Source organism: Thalassospira profundimaris WP0211, assembly GCF_000300275.1.
Taxonomy (GTDB): Bacteria; Pseudomonadota; Alphaproteobacteria; order Rhodospirillales; family Thalassospiraceae; genus Thalassospira; species Thalassospira profundimaris.
Window position 1 is genome coordinate 132,427 of record NZ_AMRN01000004.1, and the last position, 25,656, is coordinate 158,082.

At 55.9% G+C, this 25,656-nt stretch carries 26 protein-coding genes; 7 read left to right on the plus strand and 19 right to left on the minus strand.

What is annotated here, in order from left to right; all coding sequences use genetic code 11:
- Positions 1–13: 13 nt before the first annotated feature.
- The 8 genes from TH2_RS09535 to TH2_RS09570 all read right to left on the minus strand — a co-directional run bounded on the left by TH2_RS09535 (position 14) and on the right by TH2_RS09570 (position 6,889).
- Entirely contained in the window at positions 14–1,417 is a 1,404-nt protein-coding gene (locus TH2_RS09535; RefSeq protein ID WP_008890213.1) for a hypothetical protein, read from the minus strand.
- A 36-nt stretch (positions 1,418–1,453) separates the two neighbouring features.
- Positions 1,454–1,900: a hypothetical protein gene (locus TH2_RS09540; RefSeq protein WP_008890214.1), complete on the minus strand. Its 447-nt coding sequence runs from the start codon at positions 1,898–1,900 to the stop codon at positions 1,454–1,456.
- Complete coding sequence (locus tag TH2_RS09545; RefSeq protein ID WP_008890215.1) at positions 1,900–3,822, minus strand: phage tail protein; 1,923 nt, start codon at positions 3,820–3,822, stop codon at positions 1,900–1,902. Before TH2_RS09545 ends, TH2_RS09540 begins: the two co-directional genes overlap by 1 nt.
- 4 nt (positions 3,823–3,826) lie before the next feature.
- Positions 3,827–4,411 (minus strand): phage connector family protein, encoded by a 585-nt coding sequence (locus tag TH2_RS09550; RefSeq protein ID WP_008890216.1) that lies wholly within the window; start codon positions 4,409–4,411, stop codon positions 3,827–3,829.
- A 64-nt stretch (positions 4,412–4,475) separates the two neighbouring features.
- Complete coding sequence (locus TH2_RS09555; protein WP_008890217.1) at positions 4,476–5,063, minus strand: phage tail protein; 588 nt, start codon at positions 5,061–5,063, stop codon at positions 4,476–4,478.
- Between the two features lie 88 nt (positions 5,064–5,151).
- Positions 5,152–5,664 carry a tail fiber protein gene (locus TH2_RS09560; RefSeq protein ID WP_008890218.1) on the minus strand — a complete coding sequence of 171 codons (513 nt, stop codon included), beginning with the start codon at positions 5,662–5,664 and terminating at the stop codon, positions 5,152–5,154.
- Positions 5,665–5,759: 95 nt separating this feature from the next.
- Positions 5,760–6,035, minus strand: coding sequence for a hypothetical protein (locus TH2_RS09565; RefSeq protein ID WP_008890219.1), 276 nt, complete (start codon positions 6,033–6,035; stop codon positions 5,760–5,762).
- A 38-nt stretch (positions 6,036–6,073) separates the two neighbouring features.
- A complete protein-coding gene (locus tag TH2_RS09570) occupies positions 6,074–6,889 on the minus strand; it encodes a phage capsid protein (RefSeq protein WP_008890220.1) in 816 nt (271 codons plus the stop codon).
- A 279-nt stretch (positions 6,890–7,168) separates the two neighbouring features.
- On the opposite strand from TH2_RS09570, the gene TH2_RS21870 reads away from it, so the two are divergent.
- The gene (locus TH2_RS21870; protein WP_255356183.1) at positions 7,169–7,297 is read left to right on the plus strand and encodes a hypothetical protein; all 129 of its coding nucleotides are present in this window, start codon (positions 7,169–7,171) and stop codon (positions 7,295–7,297) included.
- Position 7,298: 1 nt separating this feature from the next.
- On the opposite strand, the gene TH2_RS20540 is transcribed toward TH2_RS21870, so the two are convergent.
- From TH2_RS20540 to TH2_RS09600, 6 genes are all read right to left on the minus strand, one after another.
- Entirely contained in the window at positions 7,299–7,784 is a 486-nt protein-coding gene (locus TH2_RS20540) for a hypothetical protein (RefSeq protein WP_008890221.1), read from the minus strand.
- Positions 7,785–7,911: 127 nt separating this feature from the next.
- On the minus strand, positions 7,912–8,157 hold the full coding sequence (locus tag TH2_RS09580; RefSeq protein ID WP_008890222.1) for a Bbp19 family protein: 246 nt from the start codon (positions 8,155–8,157) through the stop codon (positions 7,912–7,914).
- Positions 8,157–9,680 (minus strand): portal protein, encoded by a 1,524-nt coding sequence (locus tag TH2_RS09585; RefSeq protein WP_008890223.1) that lies wholly within the window; start codon positions 9,678–9,680, stop codon positions 8,157–8,159. The genes TH2_RS09580 and TH2_RS09585 overlap by 1 nt, the downstream gene beginning before the upstream one ends.
- A 2-nt stretch (positions 9,681–9,682) precedes the next feature.
- A complete protein-coding gene (locus TH2_RS09590; RefSeq protein WP_008890224.1) occupies positions 9,683–9,919 on the minus strand; it encodes a hypothetical protein in 237 nt (78 codons plus the stop codon).
- Between the two features lie 110 nt (positions 9,920–10,029).
- Positions 10,030–10,554 (minus strand): hypothetical protein, encoded by a 525-nt coding sequence (locus TH2_RS09595; RefSeq protein ID WP_008890225.1) that lies wholly within the window; start codon positions 10,552–10,554, stop codon positions 10,030–10,032.
- On the minus strand, positions 10,542–10,982 hold the full coding sequence (locus tag TH2_RS09600) for a hypothetical protein (RefSeq protein WP_008890226.1): 441 nt from the start codon (positions 10,980–10,982) through the stop codon (positions 10,542–10,544). Before TH2_RS09600 ends, TH2_RS09595 begins: the two co-directional genes overlap by 13 nt.
- 557 nt (positions 10,983–11,539) lie before the next feature.
- Here TH2_RS09600 and TH2_RS09605 point away from each other — a divergent pair.
- Positions 11,540–12,160, plus strand: coding sequence for a S24 family peptidase (locus TH2_RS09605; RefSeq protein ID WP_008890227.1), 621 nt, complete (start codon positions 11,540–11,542; stop codon positions 12,158–12,160).
- Positions 12,161–12,262: 102 nt separating this feature from the next.
- Positions 12,263–15,508, plus strand: a complete 3,246-nt coding sequence (locus tag TH2_RS09610) for a CHASE domain-containing protein (protein ID WP_008890228.1) — start codon at positions 12,263–12,265, stop codon at positions 15,506–15,508.
- Positions 15,509–15,520: 12 nt separating this feature from the next.
- Here the strand turns inward: TH2_RS09610 and TH2_RS09615 are convergent, their stop codons facing one another.
- Positions 15,521–16,330: an inositol monophosphatase family protein gene (locus TH2_RS09615; protein ID WP_008890229.1), complete on the minus strand. Its 810-nt coding sequence runs from the start codon at positions 16,328–16,330 to the stop codon at positions 15,521–15,523.
- A gap of 186 nt (positions 16,331–16,516) precedes the next feature.
- Here TH2_RS09615 and TH2_RS09620 point away from each other — a divergent pair, with 186 nt between their 5' ends.
- Positions 16,517–17,392: a branched-chain amino acid aminotransferase gene (locus TH2_RS09620; protein WP_008890230.1), complete on the plus strand. Its 876-nt coding sequence runs from the start codon at positions 16,517–16,519 to the stop codon at positions 17,390–17,392.
- Between the two features lie 104 nt (positions 17,393–17,496).
- Here TH2_RS09620 and TH2_RS09625 read toward each other — a convergent pair whose 3' ends face one another.
- Together TH2_RS09625 and TH2_RS09630 are read right to left on the minus strand one after the other, a co-directional pair.
- On the minus strand, positions 17,497–18,084 hold the full coding sequence (locus tag TH2_RS09625; RefSeq protein WP_040823457.1) for a DUF4136 domain-containing protein: 588 nt from the start codon (positions 18,082–18,084) through the stop codon (positions 17,497–17,499).
- 136 nt (positions 18,085–18,220) lie between these two features.
- Positions 18,221–18,805, minus strand: coding sequence for a TetR/AcrR family transcriptional regulator (locus TH2_RS09630; RefSeq protein ID WP_008890232.1), 585 nt, complete (start codon positions 18,803–18,805; stop codon positions 18,221–18,223).
- 207 nt (positions 18,806–19,012) lie between these two features.
- Between TH2_RS09630 and TH2_RS09635 the strand changes: the two genes are divergently transcribed.
- Entirely contained in the window at positions 19,013–20,068 is a 1,056-nt protein-coding gene (locus tag TH2_RS09635) for a hypothetical protein (RefSeq protein WP_008890233.1), read from the plus strand.
- A 50-nt stretch (positions 20,069–20,118) separates the two neighbouring features.
- On the opposite strand, the gene TH2_RS09640 is transcribed toward TH2_RS09635, so the two are convergent.
- Positions 20,119–21,075 (minus strand): proline dehydrogenase family protein, encoded by a 957-nt coding sequence (locus tag TH2_RS09640; RefSeq protein WP_008890234.1) that lies wholly within the window; start codon positions 21,073–21,075, stop codon positions 20,119–20,121.
- 274 nt (positions 21,076–21,349) lie between these two features.
- Between TH2_RS09640 and TH2_RS09645 the strand changes: the two genes are divergently transcribed.
- On the plus strand, positions 21,350–22,525 hold the full coding sequence (locus TH2_RS09645) for a toll/interleukin-1 receptor domain-containing protein (RefSeq protein WP_008890235.1): 1,176 nt from the start codon (positions 21,350–21,352) through the stop codon (positions 22,523–22,525).
- 74 nt (positions 22,526–22,599) lie between these two features.
- On the opposite strand, the gene TH2_RS09650 is transcribed toward TH2_RS09645, so the two are convergent.
- Positions 22,600–24,192, minus strand: a complete 1,593-nt coding sequence (locus TH2_RS09650; RefSeq protein ID WP_008890236.1) for a lysine--tRNA ligase — start codon at positions 24,190–24,192, stop codon at positions 22,600–22,602.
- 405 nt (positions 24,193–24,597) lie between these two features.
- Here TH2_RS09650 and TH2_RS09655 point away from each other — a divergent pair, with 405 nt between their 5' ends.
- Positions 24,598–25,656 carry a sensor histidine kinase gene (locus TH2_RS09655; RefSeq protein WP_008890237.1) on the plus strand — a complete coding sequence of 353 codons (1,059 nt, stop codon included), beginning with the start codon at positions 24,598–24,600 and terminating at the stop codon, positions 25,654–25,656.

Sequence of the window (25,656 nt, forward strand, 5' to 3'; positions counted from 1 at the left end):
TGGTGGCGTTACGTTAGCCGCCAATGCGATGAATGTGACACCAGGTCAAAAGACCGCTTGCGCCAATGTCGCGTGTTTGCGCATCGCTATGCGACAGACGCAGGCGCAATCCGGTGCCGGGTGTGGGATTAATCCGGGCAATGCCATTCAGGCGCAAACTATGCGCCGCCCCGCTGCCCATGGCGGTAATATCATTGGCCTGCAGGTGGCTTGACCAATCCGTACCGTCAAAGCGTTCGAGCGACAAAGTGGTAAAGACCGACTGGTCGGTAATCGGGAAACGCACCCCGATATCGACATGATAAAAGCCCGGCGGAAGCGCCGTGATGCCATGCACACCGCTGTCATAAAGCCCGTGGCTGTCTTCAATCACCTGATCCCATTCAACCAGAAACGCGCCCCCCGCCGGGATCGATTGCGATGCCACCCGCAAAAGCTTCACCACCGGGCCGCTTTCATGGATCGGCGCGGCAAACCAGCGCGTGCCATCACAGACCAGATCGACCATGTCACCCCTTGTCGGCAACGGATAAACAGCTGCCTCCTCCCCGCCGTTGGTCGGGCGAATGACATTCCCCGCCGCCGTTGTAATATCGACCATGGTGCCATCACCGTTAAAAACGCGAAAGCGCACGCCATTGCGCGCAACGGACGCCACCGGCAGGGTCAATTGCGCCCCGCTGGAAAGCCGGACCAGCGATCCGGTTTCGCGTATATCCATGATCCGGCTGACCGGCGCGTCAATCACCGGCATGCGGCGTTCATCCTCCCACGCCAGGACATCGCCACTGCGAAAATCAAGGTCAAGCATCGCCGAGGCTGTGGATCGTTCAAAGGACGCACGTGCTGTTTCAGACCGGCTTTCGGCGGCCTCGGCCCGGTTAGCGGCATCTTGTGCCTGGCTGGCCTTATGGCTTGCGACCGCGATATCATCGGCTGTCGGACCATTGGCAAGCCCCGTGCCATCCGCATTCCAGATCAGGGCCCGACCGGGCTTGATCACCGGCAGTTCCGCCGACGCGCCCTCCCCCTGATCCGCGCCAAAGCGCAAAGCACCGGAAAGCGCGCGATCAACATCGCCAAGGGCGGCCGTCATGAAATCAAGGTCACGTTCCAGCGCATCACCGCGCGGGATCGACATGGCGTCAAAACTGCTCAGGCGGCGCAAATGCAACTGCCGGGCAATATGGATCGTGCTGCCATTTTTGGGCGGGGTTTCAAACCGCACCACGCCACCCCCGCCCTGATCGGTGGGCGTGAGTGCGATGTGAAAGCCAGTATCGGTTTCCGTGCCATTGATCGCCACCCGCACATCGCCCGCATCAAACACATCAAAGTCAAACGGAAAGGTGTCGCGCGCGCCATCGCCGACAAAGGCGATGGCGGCACGGATCTGATTGGCAAAAACAGCGCCCATAGCTTCTTCCCCCTAATAAACCTCAGCCCCAGAACCTCAGCCCCAACCATCACGCTTGGAAAACCAGGCATTTAGCCGCGCAACCGTGTCATCCTGCGAAGATCGCAACAGCGACTTTTCACGCCAAGCGGCCTGCTGGTTGATGCGATTGCGGTTTCTCGCGGCGGCATCGGCACTCTGGTCTGTATCCTGCCGCGCGGCTTTTTCGTAACCTGCCAGAACCGCACTGGCCGACCCGGATCCACCGGCCATCAGGCCCGATGCCCCTTGCCGGGCGCGCGCGGTTGCCTGACGCCGCCGGAGCTCCTCCTCGCGATTGGTGGCGTCTTCACGCTCGCGCGCTGCGATCTCGGCCAGCTCCGCCTGACGGGCGGCTTCGGTTTGATCAATCCGGCTTTGTGCATTGGTCTGGTTGGCGCTAATCCGTTGTCCGGTTTGCAGCACCGATGCCGCCATCGGCACGATTGATGTAAATCCACCCATCAGTCATTCACCCCCATTTCACTGGCCGCACCGAGCAATAAAAAAGGCCGGGGCAATGCCCCGGCGATGCGCCATAATCCGCTTTTAACTGTCCCCCCACTGCCCCGCCGCCAGCCAAGCGCGCGCAGCGTGATATCCCCGCTATAAAGCGCATCCTTGTCATCGGCGGAAACTGGAAGTGCCACATCGCGCAACCCCCGACCGGTATCGACGCGAAGCTGGCCGGTTTCCTGCAAACGCAAGGTCACCGAGACCAGCCGCACGGCATTGCCGCCATGCGGGCGACTGCCATCCGATGCGGCCGGCGGCAGGGCATAAATTTCGTGGGTAAAGGGCAAACCAACCTCGATCTCCGGCACCGCCCCAATACTCTCAGGTAAGGTAATCGTGCCCCCGGCAACCGGGATGTCACGGGCAACAACGCCATCGTGCCAGACACTGACATCAAGGCCATCGAGCGGATCAAGATTGCCCCAATGTCGGCGCGGCGCCTCACCCGTCGCCACCGTCTGGCGGCGATAAAGATCAAAGCCGCATGCCGGGTCAAACACGCCCAGGAAATAACGTCCGTCGCGCTCCAGCACGACATAGACATCGCCGCCTGAGACCGAAACGGATGCAAAGGCACACCCCGCAACCGATTGCGCCGACCAGGCAGTGATGGCCTCAGAGCGATACAGCGTCAGAGTGGCAAGCGAACCATCGCGCATCACCACATGCAAAAGCCGCCGATCCGGATCAAAGGCCTGATCGATGGGATGATTGATCAGATGCCGTGACAGCAAGGCCAGATCGGCCGATCCATAGGCCTGCTCGACATCGGTAAACAGGAATTCGCGAATTTCGCGCCCGCTCCGCCCGGCAAAAAGCGTTGCCCCATCAACATTGACCAGCGGCACGGTGCAATCACTTTGGCTGCCGATCCGGGTCTGGCGCGTGACCTGCACATTGGCCGGTGTCAATGGATCACCCGTCACCATCCATTCTGATCCGCTGGTAAAGACCTGCAAATGACGCCCGGCGAAAATGCCGGTGATCGCATTGACCTGATCGGCCAGCAGGGCAAATTCAATCGCCTCGTCATCAAGCCCTTCGCCGAGCTCGAAATTAAACAAATCGCCCGATTTCGACATCCACAACCGGTTGGGCAGATCGCGCGATCCGCCGATGATCAATCGATCCTGATGAAAGGTCACGCTGCGCGGCCAACCACGCACCTCGGAAAAGGCCTGTTCGACAAAATCAACGGTGGCATTGGCATTCGGCAATGCCTGCTTCAGCGCGATGGTGGCGGACCGAGCACTGGCAACGCTTTTAATCTCGCCCTCAATACCCTGAATCCGCCACAGGGTCCCGACGTGGCCCGGCACAAACACATCCATGTTGGCGGTCAGGGTCACTGTGCCGCTGGTGCTCGATGGCGTCAGGGTCGCAGCCGGTTCAACGAACTTGTAATAGGGCTGGCTGGTTCTGAAATTGGTTTCGCGCCAGGCCCAAAGGCTGGTTTGCCAGCTGCCATCAGCCGTGCGTGTGATCCGGACAGGTTTGGCATCGGGATGCACCACCAGAAGGGTATCCGCACTTTGCGTCCAGTTCAGAAGATCATGATGCTCAACCCCAAACGTGGTTTCAAACCAGATCGTCTCGACCCCGTCCTCAAACACCAGCGCGCGGTTATCGCCAAAGGCCAGAAGATAGGTCTGCTCGGTATTGAACTCGAACTGGATCAGGCGCGCGGGGCCCGGCAATTCATCAATCAATCGAATGCCGGGACGGCGACGCACCCCGCCCGATGGCTCGATAAACACGTTGCGCAGGCGTGCTGCCCCATTGGCATAGGCGCTCAGATCCGATCGCCCCCACAATTCCGGGGCCAGTTCGCCGGTCGAAAAGGTGTTTTTCTCCAGAACGCGGCGTGCCATGAGCTCAATTCCTTGCAGAAATCAGGGAAAAATCATCAATCGCATGCGGGGTCGATTGCTGCGCATCGGCAAGCCTGGCTTCACGCAACTGATCCTCGGCCCGCTTGAAAAGGTACTCTGCGCGCGTGCTGCTTTCGGTCAGCGGCAGACAAAACTCGGCCGCCAGTCGTGCCATCAAGGCCATATCAAACCAGGCCGGAAAGCTGCCCTCGGGCAAGCGTGCGACATAAGAAAGATGCGCACTGTCACTTGCGACCAAAACCGCCTGATCGCGCAACTCAAACCGGGCAATCTTGCCGCCCTCATTTTCCAGCGACAGCAAGCGGATAAAGTCCCGTGGCAAGGCAAACAGATTGCTGTCCTCCTTGGCCGAACCTGCCCCAGCGCCATCCCCGTCCGCCAACCGCGAGAGCCAGCACCCCCGCCCGGCAAACCGCCACGGATAGCCCGCCAGCATCCCGTCGCGCACGCTCGCATACAGCATCCGGGCAATCTCGGCCTCGGCAACGTCTTCTTCAAACGATGAAATCGGCGCCGCCCCGATCATCACCAACGCCCGCGCACACAGCGCCACATCACTTAACGCCATCACATCCCCCAAACAAAAACGGGGCCCGGAAAACCGGACCCCGCAATAAAATCAGCCGCCAGCCTTACGACGCCGACGGATAAAACGCCTTGATCGCATAAGTCATCGCGATGTTGCGCGGGCGGGTTTCGTCTCCTCCGGTAGGCTCTGTTTGGAAAGTCAGAGGACCGAAATTGTAGTTCGTTGGAGAAATCTCATCATCTTCTCCACCTTCTCGAGAGTCATGATACTCGTGCGTGTGACTTTTGAATTCATCTTCCTGCCATGACCCAAACACACGCCCATCATCAACGCCGCGACCATCATCGAAACCACGGATGAATTCGCCGCGGAGGTCCGGAAGATTGAAGGTCGAAACCTGATCACCATGCCCCCAAAGCGTGCCAATGGTCGCAAACAGATCAGCATATTCGGTACGAGAAACGGCCGAGCCATCACACACCAGCCAGCCAGTTGGTGGGGTTGGCATGGCGAAAGCTGAAACCGAACCGATTTCACTGCCAGCGACGACACCGCCACCACCAGAACCACCGCCTGAAATCAGCGCTTCGATGGCTTGAAGAAGCTGCGTTTTATCATCGCAATCGGGCCAGATGCCCGCACCCTGAATGACATTGAGGATTTCACATTCGACCGGGGTATTACCCTGCATGAGCAGTCTCCTTGGTTGAGAAAAAGAAACCCCGGCAGCGGATGCTGCCAGGGCGTTTGAAAAGATGTGGATTGGTTGCGGGTCTTACTCAGTTGCTCGCAGGGTGGATTGCCTTGATCGCGTAAGTCACGGCCACGTTACGCGGGCGGGTTTCATCCCCACCAGTGTGAGTAACAGCTTCCTCTACAGCGTTCGGCTCAACAACTTGCGAACTGTAGACTGGGTACTCCCTCGACCCTGACAAAGCAGACTTGGTTTCGGTAAAACCGTGTGTATGGCTTTTAAACTCATCATTCTGTTCAGATGCAAACACACGCCCCTCATCGACACCACGGCCAGCATCAAAGCCGCGCAGGAACTCGCCGCGCAAATCGGGGATATTGAAGGTCGTGCTGCCATCACCCTCGCCCCAAACAGTGCCCAGTGCAGCAAACAGGTCGGCATACTCTGCGCGGGAAACAACCGAACCATCACAGATCAGATAGCCGTCCGGCACGGTCTGGGTGGCAAAGGCATGGATGGAAGCAATCGGCACCTGAAGGCCGGCGATCTGGGCGGCGTCAAATTCGGTGCAGATGGTAATCTTGTTGCAGTTACACATGGGCAATCCTTGTTCTGGTCAAAAGAAACCCCGGCAACACATGTCACCGGGGCGAGGTTGAGGGAGGATGAAAAGGGTGGATCGGGGGTGTGCAATCAGTCGGTGTTTGAGGTGCCGATTGCCGTCATATCGCGGACATCAACGCCGTTTGCACCGGCACTTGCGACAACGAACAGGCCGCCGGACATGGTTGCGTCGCGGTTGGTGTTGGCGATGATGAAATCGCCGACGCGCAGCATGTCACGGGCCTCAAGGAAGTAATCGGCGGTGTCGACGTCGGCTGCGACGTCCGGGGTGATGTAGTGCCACAGCGTAAAGCCGTTGGCGTATGCCAGAACACTGAGGTTTCTGGCTTTGAAACCTTCTGCCATTTTGGGCTCCTTGGTTCGGGAAAAATCGGGTGTGGGAGTTATTCCTGCGCCTTGATGCAGGTGACACCATCGCCATCAATCAGCGTGGCACCCTGGCTCATGGAGTTATTCACAAAGTGCGCAGCGTGATCGCCATGCCAGGTGATGTCGGACTGAACGTCCGAGCCGATGGCATGGCCAATGGCGGTTCGGTGATACCAGAAGCAGGATCGAATGCCGCTTGCGACCGGAAGGCCGGAATGAGGCATCCAGAGGGTTCCGAGCCAGCGTTTGGCCTGGGTTCCCTTCCACGGAAGGTCTTCATCACCGATATAATCAGATCGTGAAAACTCATCGATCAGGAGCAGTTCCGACCACTGTTTCCAGCCGACAATCGCATAACGCTGCCCGTCATCGGGCACATCGCGATCGCCAAGACCTTCGAACGCCATCATCACCTTATCAAGCGTCATGCCCTCTGTATTATCGGGCACGACATCATCGGTCCCAACCAGCGCATTGATGATCAGCTCGTCGGTCTTGCGGCCCAGCGCATAGGCCCCGGCATTGGCAAGAACCATTTTTTCGTCATGGTTGATCTTGAGTTCGTCAAGCGCGTCAACCCAGTCGCCGGCATAGTAATCACGCAGGTCGCAGCGGACCGCCTCGTGATCGACATTCATCACCGGCACCTTGCCATGGCGGGCCTTGGTGGTGGCCGTGCCCTTGCCGACTTTCTGGAAAACCGTGGTCGCGCCCTTGATGGCGTTTTTGACCCGCACCGTATTGCGCAGTTTTGATCCCATGCGTTGATAGGCCTGATGCACATCGGCCTGAAAATGGTCGATGAAGCTTTGATCAATCGTGGTTGTCATCGCCTTTTATCCCCTTGTTTCAGATATGGTTTTGTCGTGATTGCAGGCAGCCGCCGGGGTTCAATTGCGCTGCCCAAAAAGGCCGGTGCCACAATTGCCCCAAAACCGGTCATTTTCCGGCCAAGGTTTGGTGTTTTAAGAGCGCTGTTACAGGAAACCTCATCCATCGAGGTTCCGTAGGACACGCGCTTGATTTGCCCCGACCTGTTGCACCCGACGGGCTTTTCTGCGCGGTCCGGTCCAAGACAAACAAGAAAACAAAGAAAAAGAGTATCTGCCGTGAAGAAGTCGGTTTTGCTTGTGTTCAGCCTGATCGGGCTGGGGATTGCGGGCTATTTCCTTTTGCCGCTGACCCCGATCCCGGACTATGTCAACGCGGTCATCGACCGTGCCGACAAGCTGTTCTAGGCTATCCGCCGGAAAGCCGGGCAAAGTCCGCCTGCACCTCGGCGACCAGCGTTGGATCGCGATCCCGCCAATAGCGCGGATCATTCATCTTGCGCCGGATTTCGGAGCGAAGACCTGTCTCCCCCGCCCCGCCAAACTCGGCGGCGAGTGCCGCACGGTCGGTCGCGCGCTGTGCCGCCTGATCAAGATCACCCAGAAGCGGTGAAAGAACCTCCCCCGCCAGATCATAAACCAGCTGAGCCTGTGCGTTGCTGAAGCCTGCCGCATGCAGGCGCTGGTTCAGATCGGCATCGATATCTTCCATGCCCTCAGCAAGCGTGATTGCGTAGGCGTCCGGTGTTTCGGGCACCAGATCGGCGAGGGCTGCGGCATCAAGTTCGGGTTCGGGCGCCGGCGTTTCGATATCAGTCCGCTCGGGTGTTTCTGGAGCTTCCGGTGCTTCCGGCGTTTCTGTTTCCGGTGCGAGAAGGTCGGGTTCGGTTGTCATGCGAATGCTCCGCTCATTGGCGTCAAACTTGGGATTGGTAGATGTGGCTCGGGATCCTCGCCTTCGCGGGGATGACGGTGGACAGAACAGGTGCAAGGAACGAACGTCATCCCCGCGAAGGCGGGGATCAATCTGCTGCTGAACGCTCTGCCAGCCGCTTAATCTGCAGGACCAGCGCGCGCTTCCCTTCGCGCATCCAGATCGCTTTATCGCTCGCATCCGGGCCAAGGGCCGTTTGCAGGAAATGGCGTTCAAGATCGGCCAGCACCTTTGCCCCGGCGTCGCTGTCAAAACAGGCCTGCCAGTGATCAGTGCCGTCCTCGGTCAGGGCTTCGTTTTCCGCCTCGAACCAGTCCCATCCGGTATCAACCATCACACCGCCTCCGCGATTTCAGGCGGCAGGCTTGGCCGCAAAAGATGATCCGGCACACCAAACTGATCGGCAAGCCAGCGGACCATCACGGGCAGATCGACCTCTGCCAAGGCTTCCGGGCCGAGGGCGGCAATCCGCGACAGCCAATCAAGCGCCTGGCCCGCCTGTACGCGTTTTGGCAGTTGTGCGAGCGGGGCCGCATGACGCAGCACCACAACATCGCCGTCCAGCGGGATGTCGGGAAGTTCGCCTGTTTGGGTCAGGATATAAAGTGCCCGCCTAATCAGCGGATAAAGCAATTCCGCCTGCAACCGGCCATAGGTTGCGCCCAGAAGTCGGGCGTTCTCGGATGCGCGTTCAAGCACCTCGGTCGCGGTCATGCCGGGTTGATCAGTTTGGCCCAAACGATCAGCCAGCAAGCAGCGCCGAATGCGATCACGCAGATCGGACAGCACAAGATCAGAGACATCAAACCGACCGGGGGCCTCAAGCGGTTTGAGCCCCGCTGACCCCACGGCCTTGGGGATGATGCTGCCCGGTACAAGCCGGATGGTTGCCGGGTTGAGAACGCCATCATCATCAGCCTGCCAGATGCCGGTGACGGCAATCGAGGCGTTTTTAAGCACCAGCTCCACCACCTTGTTGGCGGTCTTGATATCGGGCAGTGCCTTCATCACCGGGGACCTGCCATAAATCTCACCAGGTGCTTTCATCCAGCGAAAGGCGATATAGGGCGACACATCAAACCGGTCGCGATAGATCAGATCATTGGTATTGGCATCGCCGTCTTCGCGAAACACACACAGCTCATAGCCGGTTTTGCGGTCGGTTGCCGGAAGCACGGCCTCGATCACGGTGAAGCGTTTCGGCGCGTCCTTGTCATCGCCGTCATCATCGGCCAAGCCCTTTGCCCCCGGCCAGGTTGCAAGGATTTCCGCGCGGGTGAGTGCCAGTTTGCGAAAGACCGCATCCATCTTGCCATCCGATCGTTCTTCAAATGCCAGATCACGCAAGGGAACGGCCGTAAAGCGCAAAGCAGACGGGCTGTGCAAATCGGCCTTTTCCAGCCGCAAGCACGCAGTTCCGGCCGTCACCAGGTCCAGAAACGCCTGATGCATTTCGACCGCAAAATTGGATCGATCAAAATGCCCCTGCAAAATCCGAACGGCCCGGCCAAGTTGCTCGGTCAATGCCTGTCGATCCGCGTTGGCGACATTGCCGCCGGGTTCCAACTCAAACCAGCCGCCACCGGGCGGGGTGATTTCGGCCATCAGGCTGGCGGCAAGCTGTTCGACCGCGTCCGATGCAGTGGCGTCAAACACCCGATCAAGGCGCTTGCCACCATTGGTCTGGTTGCTGGCTGCCGCATTGCGCTGTGGCAGGGCGAATTCATAGCAATCCTGCCAATGGGCAATCCAGTTGCGCCGGCGTTCCATCGCCTTTTGAAAACGGGCGCGCAACTGGGTGATGTCGGAACCATCGGTTGCCCTATCCTCAGTCACTGCCTTTTGCGATTTCGCCATGCCTATTCCCCCAAAAGGTTCTTGCCACCGCCCGCCTTGGCGATGCGGTCCGTCAAAAGCCCGCGATAACTTGTCCCGATCAGGCTGGCCCGGCCATAACGGCGGCGTTCAAGCGCCTCGGTCCGGGCAGATCGTGCGGCGTCTTCGGCACCGGTGTCTTCTTCGGTTGTGGTAGCTGTTGAAGTTGGAAGCGGCGCATGTTGCGCCGCCGGTTTTGGTGTCGAAAACAAACTGCCCATCGCTTTTCCCTCCCGATCCCCCCAAACGCAAAAACGCCCGCAAGGGTCGGAACCCTGCGGGCGCATTTGTGGCGTTGATTTGTCTCTTATGTCACATTAAAAAGAACAAATCAAGAACATTTTTCAGAAAAAAACACTTCACTGATCTGATCGGGGTTTTCAGACCTCTGTTGCAGGTGGCGATAGAGTTGCCAGGGGGTGATGATCCAGAAGGCCGAAATGCCCAAAAGACGTTTGATCAGCTCCACACAACTCATCGGGCCGAAGCGGACCTTGCGCGCAATCGAGGCCGGATACCGCGCCCAGATGCAGTGATAGCCAAGGCCACGATAATAGGCCGCCGGATCAAAGATCGGCGAATAGCACCAGCTTTCACAGCGCACCCGATGGCTTTGCGGATCAAGGCAGATCCACTCCCCTGCCCGGACACCAGACACCAGCACAAAGCAATGGCGAAATCCCAGTTTGAGAACCCGCAACAATCGCTTTTCCGGCGCATCGGCAAAGACGACAAGCACTGAAACCTCGCGCCCCGATGCAGATTGATCGGCCCAGTGATTCAGCCATGGACTAGCGGATTCCTGTGCTGTTTCAGCGGTTTTAACTTGTGTGACAACGTTGGTTACATCCCGCATGGCGACAGGTCCCCACCCAGTTCAACAGCGACATCTTCGTGATGGAAACTTTCGTCTTCCCCGCGTTTGACGATGCCGCGCGTCACCAGCACATTTTCAAGCGCATCAAGGGCCTGTTGCCATAAATCGCCCTTGTCCCTTTCGCGCGGATCGCGGGATTCGGGTTCGCGTTCAACCAGCCCAAAATATTCCAGCACCTGCAAATGTCGATCCCCCAGAATGCCCGCCTTTTTAAGGCGCATCACCGCGTTATAGACATCATCAGGGTCGCAGGGTCGCACCACCTCGCCCGCGTCGGCCACCACACGAGCACCCTCGATCCGTGCGGTTTGACAGCGCACGAACCAGAACCACGCCTGCCTCGCACTGGAAAAAGGGGTGATGTCGCGCGCAGAATGCGGTTTGGGAAAAAGTCGTTGTTCGGTCACGTCGCCCTCCTGCTGGATAAAACCTGTTCATTCCACCGGACCTGCAACCAACCTTCACCGCATCAAACCTTTGAAAAAGATAAAACTTTCCCGTTCGCGCATCTTGCGATGCACGTTGATTTGATGAATGGTTTGTGATGTCCCCAAGGGCGGTGTTCCGCCCGCGCATATCGACGGTTCTCGCCGCCTTTTCAGCCGAACCTCAAAAGGCCCGACTTATTTCCAGATGCAATTCCGGTGTTGATATGCAAGCTATAATCCCTTTTTGTTCTCCTTGTAAAGGATTAATTTCCTATTCCAAAGATGAGGAACATGCCTTCAATCCGATCAAAGCCCCTGCCTCTTGGTCATCAAGGCCCTGAAATGGCAGGGTAAAGCTTCAATCAAGGTCGATGGAAATGCGGTATACTTTTTGTTTTGCCCACGGTGATCAGAACGGCCCGGTTTGCAGGACTTTCGGCGCCTGAACCCTGCAGGATTGTTGTCTCATGCCGATTCCAGCCTCAATGAAGGAATTAATTCCTTCTTTCTGATCTTGCCTGCTGCTAGAATGCGGCATGATCAGACATCAACAAATATGGGCCGCCCTCGATCAAATCGCCGAAGATCACGGTTTGACCCCTTCGGGACTGGCCCGCCTGGCACAACTTGACCCGACCACGTTCAACCGGTCCAAGCGCACGACCGCGCAGGGCAAGGCGCGTTGGCCGTCGACCGAAAGCATTTCAAAGGTGCTTTCCGTCACCGATGTCAGTTTCCGGGAATTTTCCGAACTGGTGGATGGCAATGGCGCCGGACGTATCCCTGTGATCGGCTTTGCGCAAGCCGGCAATCGCGGCTTTTTTGATGATGCCGGATATCCGGTTGGCGGATCATGGGAAGACATTACCTTTCCTGCCCTGCACGATCCAACCGCCTATGGATTGCGGATATCAGGGGAGTCCATGGCGCCGGTGTTTCGCGATGGTGACCTGATTATTGTCAGCCCGGCGTCAAACATCCGCCCCAAAGACCGCGTGGTTGTCAAAACCCATGAGGGCGAAGTCATGGCCAAGGAACTGGTCCGGCGCGGCGCGCTTGGTGTGGAGTTAAAATCCCTTAACCCCGATTTCGAAGACCGCTTTATTCCGGCAGAGGAAATCGACTGGGTCGCCCGTATTCTGTGGTGCAGCCAATAAGCATTCGAGTAAGCCTTTGGCCTTTCGCGCACATTCGATGATTGATCTATTCAAATCCGCCCTGCGACACATTACATTTGGTCTTAGCAAAAGAACCGGCTGATGCCAGAGGGGAAGGGGAACAATCGTTTGACGCTGCAACGCCATCACATTGTGCGTTCTCTGGTGGTTATCCTTGCCTATTTCGCAACGGGCTATGCCGGACTGCAACTTCCGTTCTTTGGCACAAGTGTCACCCTTGTCTGGCCGCCATCGGGCATCGCCATTGCCGCGATGGTGTTTTGGGGCTGGCGGTATTTCCCGGCAGTGTTCATCGGTGCCCTTCTGGTTAATCTGGCGACGTCGCCGTCGGTGCCTGCGGCCCTTATGATTGCGGCGGGCAATACGCTTGCCGCCGTGTTGCCCGCCCTTTTGATCACGCGCCTTGCCGGGAATTACCCACTGGCGCAATTCCGCAGCATGCTGGTTTTCCTTGCATTGGGCGCGGTATGTAGCCCTGCCATCGCAGCCCTTTTGGGCAGCACCACACTCAGCATGATTGTTATCGGCAACTTTGATCAGTTCGGCGAAATCTGGCAGGGCTGGTTCCTGGGCGATCTGGTTGGTGCGATTGTGGTCGGACCACTGACCTTGCGCCTGATGAACCGGCAGCCGGTATCGCGTTCGCTCCAACACTATGGCGAGCTTGCCTTCATCGTCATCGCGGCTGTCGTTCTGGCCTCCGCCGTTCAGACAACGCCGCTGATCTCAAAGCCCGAATATCTGTTTATCTTTGTCTCCGTACCGCTGGTGATCTGGGGGGCGGTGCGCTATGGGCTGCTGGGCGCGGTTCTGATCAACGCCGTCATCGTTGCCGACATCATCGTCTTTGCCGCCCTTGGCAATAAAACCTTTGTCGGTGTGGGGCTGAATACAGGCCTTCGCAACCTTTATGGCTATGTCATTGCCATTTCGGTCGGCACCTTGTTTCTGGCTGCGGGCATGGAACGGATTGCCGCGATCACGACGCGAACCCTTGATGGACGGCAATCCGAAGATGTCCATCGCTTGCGCCGGACGCTGTCGATCATCATCGGCGTGATCGGGTTTGGCGTCTCGGGGCTGGCATCCTGGTACACCTATACCCAGCTTGTTGCCGCCGACCGATCATCAACGGATCAGTATCGCCTGGCGTTTGAAGCGTCCCTTCGCGAAGAACTTGGCGGGGCCACCGATGCGCTGATCGCCGTCCGGACCCTGTTTGACGTGCATGGCAGCATTTCGGCCAATACCTTTGATGCGATGATTGCCCCATGGGTCAACCGTCGGCCCGGTGTTGCCGCCCTTGAATGGGCGCCGCACGTTGAACGCCGGGCCCGCGGCCTGATTGAAGAAAATGCCGAGCTGCGCGGGGTGACCAATTTCTCCATCCGCGCCCTTGTCGATGGCGAACTGCAAACGTCAAGCGAACAGGATACCTATTATCCGGTCTTCTTTGTCTTCCCGCGGTCAGGGAATGAGAAAGTCATCGGCTTTGACATGATGAGCGAACCTTCGCGCCGACGCGCGCTCGAAACCGCCCTTCAGACCGGCAATGTCACCCTGACCGAGCCGCTCGAACTGGTGCAGGCGAATTCGGCGGTCGTGACCTCGCTTGCGTTTCTGGCGGTTGAAAATCGTCGGGACCGCACCGGACCGCCACTGGGCGTTGCCATCGGGGTGTTGCGCCTGACCGACATGATCAGCCGGGCGGCACGGGTGGCGCGCATTCCGCTGGATTTTGAAATCCATCTTGCCGACCTGAAATCCGAGTCTGAAAAAAAACTGATCTATTCCAATCGGTTAGCCAACTATGCGATAGAACACATTCGAGAGGAACTGGAAAAGCCGTTCAACCCGAATGTTTCGAATTTCACGTTTGGCTATCGCGACTGGACGATTGTCCTGCATCCCTCGGAACGCGGCTTTGGCACGCTGCTTTATTGGCAGCCATGGGCGATCTTTGTGTTTGGCAGCACGGTCAGCATTCTGCTTTTGATCTATCTGCGATCACTTAACCGCACCGAAAAATACATCGTCAATCTGGTCGAGACCCGGACCCGCGAACTTGAAGACGCCCGCGCATCTGCCGAAAACGCCATGAACCGGGCCCAGCAGGCTGATCGGGCCAAATCGGAATTCATCGCCCATATGAGTCACGAGTTCCGCTCCCCGATGACATCCATCTTGGGCTATGCCCAGCTTGCCAGTGACAGTCTGGACAAAGATGCCAATACCGAAACACTGCGCAGTTACCTGTCGACCATTCGCGGGGCCGGTCGCCACGTCTTGTCGCTGATTGGCGATATTCTTGATATCTCAAAGATCGAAGCTGGCAAGCTTGTGCTGGAAGAAAACCCGTTTGACCTTCATCACATCTGCGAAGAAGTTGTTTCGATGATGCTGGTCCCGGCACGCGCGCAGGAAAGCACGCTTGAACTTGATATCGATCCGAAACTGCCGCGCTATGTCACCGGCGACCCTGTACGCCTCAAACAGGTGCTGACCAACCTTGTTTCCAACGCCATCAAGTTTACCAAACAGGGCAAGGTTCTGGTTGTGGTGCAGGCACTCGACATCACCGAAGACGCCGTTTCATTCCGCATTTCGGTGCGCGATGAGGGTATCGGCATTGCGCAAAACAAGCTCGAAGCCATCTTTGATGCCTTCACGCAGGCCGATACCACCACGACCCGCCGTTATGGCGGCACCGGACTTGGCCTGACCATTTGTCAACGCATGGTTCAGGCGATGGGCGGCCGGGTGCAGGTCGAAAGCCAGGAAGGCAAAGGCAGCCGTTTCTGGTTTGACCTGACACTGCCACGCAGCTGCGAAACCGACGTTGCCCGGCAGGAAGGACAAACCGCAAACCCGGGCGACGACGGGTCTGAAAAGGCCGAGGCAGCTGATCCGGGCGCATGGAACCTGCTTTTGGTCGAGGACATCGAAATCAACCGTATCCTGGCCCAGAAGCTTCTGGAAGCGCAGGGTCATACGATTACCACGGCTGCTGATGGGCAGATCGCGCTTGATATTCTTGCCGGGGCCGATTTCGATGCGGTTCTGATGGATCTTCACATGCCGGTTCTTGATGGTATCGAGGCCACCCGGCGTATCCGCGCTTTTGACGATCCAGTCAAGGCGACCATTCCGGTGCTTGCCCTGACCGCGGACATATCAAACGACAATCTCGAAAACTTTCACGAGACCGGCTTTGATGCCTATTGCACCAAGCCGCTTGATATCGCGATGATTGACGCTGAACTGGCCCGCCTTATTCACCGCAAATTTGACGCTCGTCTGGCGCGAAATGACACGCCAGCAACCTGATGCGCGGGCAGCCTAACGGGTGATACCGGTCATGGATTTAAGTTCTTCAGCGACATTGGGACCCGCAGTCAGGATCGGTGCGCCATTTTCAAGCGCATTGGGGGCACCGAGATAATCATTGGCCCAACCGCCGGCTTCCTGCATCAACAGGATCCCGGCCAGACAATCCCACGGATTGATATGCGGTTCGTAATAGCCGATCATCCGCCCGGCCGCGGCATAGGCCATTGAAAGTGCGCCCGATCCGTTCCGCATAAAGATGCCCTTGCGATCCAGCAAGTCCTTGATAAAGGGCATAATCGCGTCACTTGTCGTGCGATGGGACATGCCAAGCCCCATCACGCCATCACCGACGGTTTTGGCTCCACTCGCCTTGATCGGCTCGCCATTGGCAAGCGCACCCTGACCGCGACGGGCACTGAACAACTCCTTGCCACATGGCTGATAGATCAGGGCGATCTCGATCTTCCCCTTGACGACAAGGGCGATGGAAATGCACCAGCTTGGCATCTGATTGACAAAGCACGCCGTGCCATCAATCGGGTCAATCACCCACAGGCAATCATTGTCGCCCTTCTCGATGCCCATTTCCTCGCCCAGGAAGCCGTCCTCGGGAAAGGTGTCGGCGATCTGATCACGAATGATCGCCTCGACATTCTTGTCGGCGATACTGACCATATCGAGCGGGTTTTCCTTGGCCTCGACCTCAAGATCGCCGGCACTGCCGTCGAAATACTCCATCGCGCGCTTTCCGGCAGTGCGGATGACGTCGCGGGCATGTTCGAACCGCGCGTCGAGATCAAGTTTGACGTCATCACCCATCTTGTCTTCCTTTCAAAGCGGAAAGCGTCTCAAAATCAACTGTCTATAGAAAAACCTATCGCATAACTGCTTGCAAGGTTTCATGACATTTCAAAGGCACTATAGCGGTGATGTTTTCTTTGACCATTTGCTTGCAAAAATCCTATGCTAGGCAGCGCTAATGAACCGCCCCACAGGAGTACAAAAATGGGTCACGCCGCCACCGATAGCACTGTCACAAACTGGACCTGGTATCAGGGCCAATGGCACGAAGGCAACCCCAACATCATGGGGCCTCAAACCCATGGTTTCTGGATGGCCTCGACCGTGTTTGATGGTGCACGCCGCATGAACGGCAAGATGCCGGACCTTTATCCGCATTGTGCGCGTGTGATCCGCTCGGCCGAGCTGATGGGCCTCAAACCGACGATCACCACCGAGGAAATCGTCGCACTGGTCAAGGAAGGCGTTCAAAAGTTCGACCCGGAACTGGCCCTTTACATCAAACCGCTGGTGTTTGGCGGCGAAGGCTTTATCGCGCCCACGCCCGAAAGTGCGCAGTTCGTGCTGTGCATTTCTGTCAGTGAAATGCCAGAAGCCATCCAGACCGGCTTTAGTGCCCGCAAATCAAGCTTCCGCCGCCCGTCACCGGAAAGTGCGCCGACCGAGGCCAAGGCATCCTGCCTGTATCCCAATGTCGGCCGCGCGGTGACCGAGGCCACCAGTTCGGGCTTTGACACCGGCGTGATGCTTGATCCGATTGGCAATGTTGCCGAGTTTTCCTATGCCAACCTGTTCTTTGCCAAGGATGGCACGGTATTTACCCCGGCGATCAATGGCACGTTTCTGAATGGCCTGACCCGCCAGCGCGTGATCAAGCTTCTGCGTGAAGATGGCGTTGATGTCGTGGAAAAGACCTGCAAATACGAAGAACTCGAAGCGGCCGACGAAATCTTTGGCACCGGCAACTATTACAAGGTCGCCCCTTGCGTCAAACTGGACGACCGCAACCTGCAGCCCGGCCCGATCACACGGCGTGCGCAGGACCTTTACACCGCCTTTGTCGCCGCCAGCGAAGACTGAGCGCAGTCAGCATTTAGCAGATGCTCGACAGCCAAACGGCCCGGATATCCGGGCCGTTTTTTGTTCCGTCAGAACGCCTTCTTACTGCGTCAAGGCCCTCGTTCTTACTGCGCCAAGGCTCGGGGCGCGCTATTGCCCGCCACATACGGATATTGCGCAAAGATCGACGCCACCGCCGCCCGCACCGTTTCATTGGGGGCTTCGCGCAGCGAACTGGTCACCCGCGAAACAGCTGTACCTTCCCAGACCATTTGGCGGGTCTGGCGGTCGACAAGATCAATGCTTAGCGTGCCTTCGGTATAGCTATCGACATAGCCCGGTTCGACATAGCCCGGCCAGCCGACATACATGCCGCTGCGATAGCCATAATAGCCGCCCATATAGACCGGCGGGGACGACCGGGTCTTTTCCTCGGTCTTCAGATGGAAATTGATCAAAAGATCCGGGTTATGGATATCAAGCTGATATCCGCGCGACACCATTGCGGTGTTGATCGCATCCTCGATCCGCTGGCCAGACAAGGTCTGATATTGCGCCTCGGCATTCTTGCCGGCCCCTTCGACAAAGGCGAATGTCTGATACTGTCCAAAATCGGCCGCCGGATCGGCATCGGTATAGATGCGCGGACCTGTGGCACAGGCCGCCAAGACCGTTGCCATCATCGCCACCAGCACAAGTTTCATGTTCGTCATTGCCCGTGTCCTTTGGTTTGAAATGTTTGCCGGACCAACTGCGACACGCATCGGGTGAATGCGCCAAACCCCTAATGCATCATCAGAAAATGCGTAAATAATGGCAATCAACTTTTTGGGGAAAAACAACCGGGGTTTAGCCAGTCAAATCTTTGGCCAGTGCGCGCAATTCATTGATTTCATCATCAAGGATGGCCCGGTCCCCCATGCTATGGGCAAGAATAATCGCGCCCTGCCAGCGCATGATGATCTGACGCCCGGTCTTTGCGGCTGTTTTGCGATCTACCCCACCTTCTTCAAGCTGACCGGCAACCCAGTTGATCAGGGCGTCAAATACCGCCTGCCCGGTTTTGCGCGACGGGGTGAAATCATCATCGCCAGGCATATCAAGCATCAGTCTTGCCAACGGGCAGCCGTGACTGACCCGACGCGGCGTCATGGCATCAAGATAATCAAAGAACTTTGCCAATCGGTCCGCCACCGAACGCGATGAAGAAAGACTTTCCAGAAGCGGGACAAACTCCCCTTCCATGGTTTCGAGTGCCGCCAGGGCAAGGTCATGTTTCTTGGGAAAGCGGTAAAACACGCCACCGGCAGGTAATCCGGCCTCGGTCGCGACTGCCTGAATGGTGGCAGCGTGATAGCCATCGCGCCAGATCACATTCATCGCCGCACGGGCAAGCTTTTGACGCTTTTGCTCGGAACTCAGCTTGGTGGCCATGGATACCTCAAAAATATAAGTCAGTTCACTAACTTATATGTCAAATATTATCTTCCTGTTAACTGCGTAGTTTAGGTGCCCTTTCGATGCCTTAGTCCGCCTTTAGGCATACCAAGAAATTTGAAAGCATTGCACAGGGCGTGTATCACTGATCCATCGGACACACGCCAAAACGGCACAAGAGCAACAACACACTCCGGAGCCACCGTGAAAAACAATCATTTCACCCTTGCCGATATCCGAAATGCGGTATCGGCCGGCGTGCTCAGCGAAGAGGCCTTTGCACGGCTCGAAGGCTACCTTGCCGAACAAGCACAAGAGTCGCCTGAAACCGAGAAATTCACGCTGTTTCGCGGCATGAATGACATCTTCATCGCCCTTGGCATATGCGCACTGACCATCGGCTGGTTCGTTCTGTGGGGCCTGCTTGCCAATGGCCCGGCGTTTTGGATCGCGCCACCGCTTGCCATGATCGCCTATGTCGCGCTGGCGGAATATATCGCCGGCAAGCTCAAGGCATCCCTGCCCTCCATCGCGATTATGGCCGCCCTTGGCGCGACATTGATGATCTATGCGGTGGCGATTTACATGTCGCTTGCCGGGCCTGCCGGGCAGTTGTCCGATCTTGATACGGTGATTGATTTCGGGCAGCGGTCGATGAATGTGCTGGTGTTTGTCGCCATCATCGGCTTTGCCTTCCAGCTGGGCTTCTTCCTGCGCTATCGCCTGCCGGTATCCTTTGCGCTGATTGCTGCTGGCCTCGTTGGCGTTTTCTGGTCTGCTTTGATGGCGACATTCGGCCCGGCGGCAGAACCCTATATCCCCTATCTGATCACGGCGACGGGCATCTTGTTGCTGGCCCTTGCGATCTTTATCGACAGCCGCGATCCCAAACGGATCAATGGTTGGGCAGAATGTGCGTTCTGGCTTTATGTCTTTGGCGCGCCGCTGACCATCCATTCGATTGCCGCCACGTTTGAGGCCGCCGCCCTTGCAATGATACCGGTGATCATCATTGCCATGGTGCTGTCCCTGATCCTGGATCGCCGGTCGCCGATCATCAGTGGCCTGATCTATGTCGGTTATCTGCTGCAATCCGGGTTCGAGGGGGCGGCGATTGATCCGTCCATGACCATTGTTCTGGTCTGCTTCATCGTTGGCGGACTGGTGATGGCGTTTGGTGTGGGTTGGCAGCGTGCCCGCCACGTGCTTCTGGCACCGTTTGAAGATCATCCGCTGCGGCGTTACCTGCCACCAAGCTGATTTGAAACTTTGAGGCCAGCACACATTCATGCTGGCCTCATTCGTTTTTGTTATCGATGAAGTCCCGACTTCATCAAAAGCGACAGGTTGCGCGGGTTCTCTCCCACCCGGCGCCAGGCATAGGCCCACCAGTCCTTGCCAAACGGCGCATACAGCCGCAGGCGATATCCCGCCGCAACCAGTTCACGTTGCAAAGGCTGATTAACGCCATAAAGCATCTCGAACTCGAACTGATCGCGCGCCCAGCCATTGTCATCAGCAAGCTTCGCGATCTTGAGCACCAAGTCGCGATGGTGACTGCCAAAGACCGGGAAAAAACCGCTTTGCTTGGCGGCATCTGACAACATCATCCCGGCCAGTTTCAGATAATTGGCGTCAATCTGATCACGGTCGGTAAAAGATACGCTTGCCGGTGGGGCCATTGCCCCCTTGACCAGCCGCACCATCGCCCCACGTACAATCATCTCGTTCAGATCAGACTCCGTCCGGTGCAAACGGGCCTGAAGGGTTTGGGCAACCGGCACACCGGCAGTCGCCAACCGATGATGCAGCGCCAGCGTATCATCGACCATGTCGAAATCTTCCATGTCGATCATAAGCCGGATGGTCTGCGATGAGTTTGCCTGTGCTGCAATATCGCGGATCTTGTTTGCGATCTCATCGACATGTTTGGTCAGGATCGCCTCGCCCTGCATGTAACCCAGCTGCGACGGATCAATCGACACATGCACATCCAGTCCAGACATATCGAGGCTTGGCATCACAAAGCCAAGCTGATCGACCGTTTCGCGGACCTGGGTGATACCTTTGACATATTCACCAAGATAAAAGCTTGAAATCCGGATACCTTGTGCCGCCAGCGCATTTGCCCGCGACACATGGCCGATGCCATCGTTCGCACTGACAAACTGCGCGGCAAGTCCGGTCTTGCGTCCAATGGCCTCGCCAAGGGTGCGAAGCGGTTTGGAACATGCAACCGCGATCATTGATTTCTGCCAAAATCCCATATCATTCAATTCCTTGCTGGTGACGCAAAGCACCGCCATAGCCGATCAGACCGGTAAATTATTGAACGATATGCCCCATGAAGCGCCAACAGTGAAGAAGCATCAACTTAGCCTTGAGGAAGCAGCTCTAGCAATTTAGCTACCCTTAGAACATCAGCAATTTGACATTAACTCAATTCGAACGTGCATTTTGCGTGTAAGAACTCATACTGCATAGGAACGGTTTTATTTAACGCGTAATCAATTAGACAAAATCAAAATAGCGAGCCCCGCAATGAGCGCAGAAAACATAAAGGTCTTCATATCTTATTCGCATGATGACGCTGAACATTCAGACTGGGTATATAAGCTTGCATCAAAATTAGTTGAAAACGGTATTGAAACGATTTTGGATCAATGGGACCTCAACTTAGGAGCAAACCTTCCGAAATTTATGGCGCACGGACTGAGTAACTCAGACAGAGTTTTGGTAGTATGCACTGACAATTACATCGAAAAAGCGAACAATGGTCGTGGTGGCGTTGGCTACGAGAACACTATACTCACAGAGGAACTGCTTTATGATCAGGAAACCACAAAATTCATCCCTGTGGTTAGAAATGTATCTACAGAGCGAAAGGCACCGATTGGCCTTGCTGCTCGTACCTACATTGACTTTTCAAACGATACCGAATTCGAACAATCGTTCAAAAAGCTCCTGCACGAACTGTACGGCGTACCTCTAAGGCCAAAACCTGCGCTGGGCCGCAACCCCTTTAAAGCCTCAGACATTACAAAACCTAAACTAAACGGCTTAGATAGCACTGTCTTATTTCATCAGAGATTCGGAAAGGCTTTTCCAGGCGTGCGAGGAACTGAATGGTTTCAGAACGAAGATGCCGTTCAGAGATTGGCACTCCTGCTGCATGAGCCACTAGTGTTTGAAGACGGCACACCATTTTGGTGGTGGCGCTCAGGAGACTTGCACATAGAAAAATTCGAAGTGTTGGACGCAACTACGGTTCTCATTGATGAGGAAGAACTAATAATCGATGAGATTGCAGCAGTTAACCCCCGCAACTACTATCAGTGCTTTGTTTATGTTAAAACAAAACCATCATCTCCTAGCGGCCTATACCCCCTAAATAAAATAGAAGAAGACACTAAGCTTAACGGTTACGCTAGAGAAGAATTTGCTGTGTTTAAGGGAATGAATATCACCAGAGCTGAGCTCGATGATGGTGCGGCAGTAATCGACGGCAAACCAGTTGCGCTAGAAGGACAGGCGGAGATAAGGATACGCTATTTAACTCCATATAATCTCGTTATCGCCCCGCACAACTCGCCAATAAATAATGCCGAATTTTACTTAAGGAGAGATGAGTTACTAAATGAGATACTGAAGGGAAACGCTCGACTGGAGAAATTTACAGAGGAATTCCTGAAACTACCTAAAAGACAGACATACTAAACCGCGTTCAAATAAAGATAAGGCAGCACAGGATTTTAGGATGGCTGCCTTATCTGTAATCCAACAACAAGCAATTAAGCAGACAGATCTTCGCCGGCCAAGGCACGGTCGATCAGGGCAACACTTTCATCAAGGCCGTAAAGGGCGATGAAGGAACCCATACGCGGGCCCTGTTCCTGACCGAGCAGCACTTCATAAAGCGTCTTGAACCAGTCACGCAGGTTTTCGTAATTGTGGTTTTTGCCCACGGTGAAAACTTCGGTCTGGATGTCGGACGGATCGGTGCCCGGTGCAATTTTCGCCAGTGTATCGCGCAGATCCTGAAGGGCTGCTTTTTCTGCCTCGGTCGGGGCGCGGTAGGACTTGGTCGGTTTGACGAAGTCGCTGTAATAGTTGATCGCATAGCCGACCAGCTTATCAAGATACGGCGAGGTTTCCGGGGTTGCGCCGGTGGCGTAACGCGAAATGAACTTCCAAAGCAGGTCGCGATCATCGGTATTGCAGACCGAAACAAGGTTCAGAAGAATGCCGAACGACAGCGGAATTTCGCGATCCGGTGCGGTCCCGGCATGAATGTGCCAGGCCGGGTTTTGCAGGATTTTTTCCGGATCGGTTTCGGTTTTAAGCTTTTCAGCAAAGGTCAGGTACTCATCCACGGTTTTCGGGATGACATCGAAATACAGACGCTTTGCGGTTTTCGGCTTCTGGAACATGAACAGCGACAGGCTGTCTTCCGGCGCATATTTCAGCCAGTCTTCCATCGAAAGACCATTACCCTTGGATTTGGAAATCTTCTGGGCGTTCTCATCGAGGAACAGCTCGTAGTTGAAGCCTTCCGGCGGGGTGCCGCCAAGCGCCTTGACGATCTTGTTGCCAAGCTCGACCGACGGAATAAGGTCTTTGCCGGCCATTTCATAATCAACGCCCAGCGCATACCAGCGCATCGCCCAATCCGGCTTCCATTGCAGTTTGCAATTGCCACCCGTCACCAGCGTTTCGACCAGATCACCGGTTTCCGGATGTTCGTAAACAATGCTGCCGCTCTCGGGCTTAAGCTCGGTCACCTTGGCCATCAGGACTTTGTTGGTGCCCGGCTCGACTGGCATGAACGGGCTATAGGTCGCACGGCGTTCTTCACCAAGGGTCGGCAGCATGATTTTCTGGATCGCGTCATAGCGTTCCAGAAGACGCAGAAGGGCCTCGTCAAACATGCCGGAACGATAACATTCGGTCGATGATTTGAATTCATACTCGAACCCGAAACCATCAAGGAATTCACGCAGCTTGGCATTGTTGTGATGGGCAAAGCTTTCATGCGTGCCAAACGGATCCGGAACGCTGGTCAACGCCTTGCCAAGATGCTGGGCAACCATATCCTTGTTCGGGATGTTGTCGGGCACCTTGCGCAGGCCATCCATGTCATCAGAGAAGCAGAACAGCTTGGTCGGGATATCGCACATGGTTTCAAACGCACGGCGGACATAGGTCGTGCGCGCGACTTCGCCAAAGGTGCCGATATGCGGCAGACCCGACGGACCATAACCGGTTTCAAAAAGGACATAGCCCTTTTCAGGCGCCTTCTGTTTATACCGCTTGACCAGCTTGCTGGCTTCCTGAAAAGCCCAGACGTTGCTGTTAAGTGCGGCATCTCGAAGATCGGCTGTCATTTTTGAAACCTTGTTTGTCAGTTGGATCGTTAAATTCTCGGGAAATATACGTATCACGCTGATCGCATGTTTGCGCGAAGCTATACCCCACTTCGGGCCAAGATCAAGCACCTGTTGCGCATGGCTGCCAAATAATCGCGGAATTACCGGGCCAATCGCCGATATTTATCTGCAGGCGGTTGCTTGTAAAGCCACCTTAGCAGCTACACCTAAGTGTAGTTGACTTTAACCACCTGCCGACAAATATCCGACAGAGGGGAAGCACGCTTAACTTGCGATGATCTTTCATTGCAAATCCATATGCTTATGCTGCGATACACTATCAGTTTAATTTAATACTATTGATCATCCGCAAGCGAAGGCAAACCCGATCGACGAAAAAAACACGATGATTGGAGTGTGTTGATGTCGTTTGGAGAGACCGGTGGGCACATCACCGAAAACGCCTTTCCGACGAAAAGTCCGGATCAAAGATTTGAACGCGTTGTTGAATACGCGCCAAATGCCATGATCCTGATCAGTGCGGATGGCACCATGGAAATGGTGAACGCCCAGACCGAAATCATTTTCGGCTATGCGCGAGATGAACTGTTGGGCCAGCCGATTGAAATGCTGGTCCCCGAACGTTTCCGTACCGGACACCCGCGTTTGCGGCGATCCTATTCCGAGCGGCCAAATCCCCGCCCGATGGGGGCTGGCCGCGATCTTTATGCCTTGCGCAAGGATGGCAGCGAGTTCCCGGTTGAAATCGGCCTGAACCCGATCTCTGATGGCGAAAAGCATCAGATCCTTGCCGCCATTTCCGACATTTCCGAACGCAAACATCGCGAAGAACAGATCGCACGATCGCTTCGTGAAAAGGAAACCCTGCTTTCCGAAGTCCATCACCGGGTGAAAAACAATCTGCAGATCATTCATAGTTTGCTCGATATGCAGACATCCTCGGTCATTGACATACAGGCACGCGAAGCGCTGATCGACAGTTGTAATCGCGTCCGGTCGATGGCGCAAATTCACCAGTCGCTGTATCAAAGCGAAGACATCGCCAAGGTGAATTTCGCCGATTTCTGCGAAAGCCTTATTTCGTCGCTTCTGGCGACATTCAATGTCGATATCAGCCGGGTGCAGGTCAAAAGCAATCTGGCCCATGTCGAACTCACCATCGATCAGGCCGTGCCCTGCGGACTGATTGCCAACGAACTGATCACCAATGCGCTGAAACACGGTTTCCCCGACGGCGCAAAAGGTCAGATCACGGTATCGACCCAGATGAATGACGAAGATGTTGTGACCTTGCGAGTATCCGATAACGGGCGTGGCATGCCCGATGACTTTACCCCGGGCACGAGTGACGGGCTTGGCCTGCAACTGATTGAACTGCTGGCCGACCAGATTGGTGGCACGCTTGATATCACGACCAATGGCGAAACCACCTTTGTCATCAACTTCAAAATAGGGAAGTGA

Excerpts from the sequence above, each read along its gene's own strand:
- TH2_RS09535 (WP_008890213.1), bottom strand. The coding sequence starts at position 1,417 with ATGGGCGCTGTTTTTGCCAATCAGATCCGTGCCGCCATCGCCTTTGTC.
- TH2_RS09540 (WP_008890214.1), bottom strand. The coding sequence starts at position 1,900 with ATGGGTGGATTTACATCAATCGTGCCGATGGCGGCATCGGTGCTGCAA.
- TH2_RS09545 (WP_008890215.1), bottom strand. The coding sequence starts at position 3,822 with ATGGCACGCCGCGTTCTGGAGAAAAACACCTTTTCGACCGGCGAACTG.
- TH2_RS09550 (WP_008890216.1), bottom strand. The coding sequence starts at position 4,411 with ATGGCGTTAAGTGATGTGGCGCTGTGTGCGCGGGCGTTGGTGATGATC.
- TH2_RS09555 (WP_008890217.1), bottom strand. The coding sequence starts at position 5,063 with ATGCAGGGTAATACCCCGGTCGAATGTGAAATCCTCAATGTCATTCAG.
- TH2_RS09560 (WP_008890218.1), bottom strand. The coding sequence starts at position 5,664 with ATGTGTAACTGCAACAAGATTACCATCTGCACCGAATTTGACGCCGCC.
- TH2_RS09565 (WP_008890219.1), bottom strand. The coding sequence starts at position 6,035 with ATGGCAGAAGGTTTCAAAGCCAGAAACCTCAGTGTTCTGGCATACGCC.
- TH2_RS09570 (WP_008890220.1), bottom strand. The coding sequence starts at position 6,889 with ATGACAACCACGATTGATCAAAGCTTCATCGACCATTTTCAGGCCGAT.
- TH2_RS20540 (WP_008890221.1), bottom strand. The coding sequence starts at position 7,784 with ATGACAACCGAACCCGACCTTCTCGCACCGGAAACAGAAACGCCGGAA.
- TH2_RS09580 (WP_008890222.1), bottom strand. The coding sequence starts at position 8,157 with ATGGTTGATACCGGATGGGACTGGTTCGAGGCGGAAAACGAAGCCCTG.
- TH2_RS09585 (WP_008890223.1), bottom strand. The coding sequence starts at position 9,680 with ATGGCGAAATCGCAAAAGGCAGTGACTGAGGATAGGGCAACCGATGGT.
- TH2_RS09590 (WP_008890224.1), bottom strand. The coding sequence starts at position 9,919 with ATGGGCAGTTTGTTTTCGACACCAAAACCGGCGGCGCAACATGCGCCG.
- TH2_RS09595 (WP_008890225.1), bottom strand. The coding sequence starts at position 10,554 with ATGCGGGATGTAACCAACGTTGTCACACAAGTTAAAACCGCTGAAACA.
- TH2_RS09605 (WP_008890227.1), top strand. The coding sequence starts at position 11,540 with ATGATCAGACATCAACAAATATGGGCCGCCCTCGATCAAATCGCCGAA.
- TH2_RS09610 (WP_008890228.1), top strand. The coding sequence starts at position 12,263 with ATGCCAGAGGGGAAGGGGAACAATCGTTTGACGCTGCAACGCCATCAC.
- TH2_RS09615 (WP_008890229.1), bottom strand. The coding sequence starts at position 16,330 with ATGGGTGATGACGTCAAACTTGATCTCGACGCGCGGTTCGAACATGCC.
- TH2_RS09620 (WP_008890230.1), top strand. The coding sequence starts at position 16,517 with ATGGGTCACGCCGCCACCGATAGCACTGTCACAAACTGGACCTGGTAT.
- TH2_RS09625 (WP_040823457.1), bottom strand. The coding sequence starts at position 18,084 with ATGACGAACATGAAACTTGTGCTGGTGGCGATGATGGCAACGGTCTTG.
- TH2_RS09630 (WP_008890232.1), bottom strand. The coding sequence starts at position 18,805 with ATGGCCACCAAGCTGAGTTCCGAGCAAAAGCGTCAAAAGCTTGCCCGT.
- TH2_RS09640 (WP_008890234.1), bottom strand. The coding sequence starts at position 21,075 with ATGGGATTTTGGCAGAAATCAATGATCGCGGTTGCATGTTCCAAACCG.
- TH2_RS09645 (WP_008890235.1), top strand. The coding sequence starts at position 21,350 with ATGAGCGCAGAAAACATAAAGGTCTTCATATCTTATTCGCATGATGAC.
- TH2_RS09650 (WP_008890236.1), bottom strand. The coding sequence starts at position 24,192 with ATGACAGCCGATCTTCGAGATGCCGCACTTAACAGCAACGTCTGGGCT.
- TH2_RS09655 (WP_008890237.1), top strand. The coding sequence starts at position 24,598 with ATGTCGTTTGGAGAGACCGGTGGGCACATCACCGAAAACGCCTTTCCG.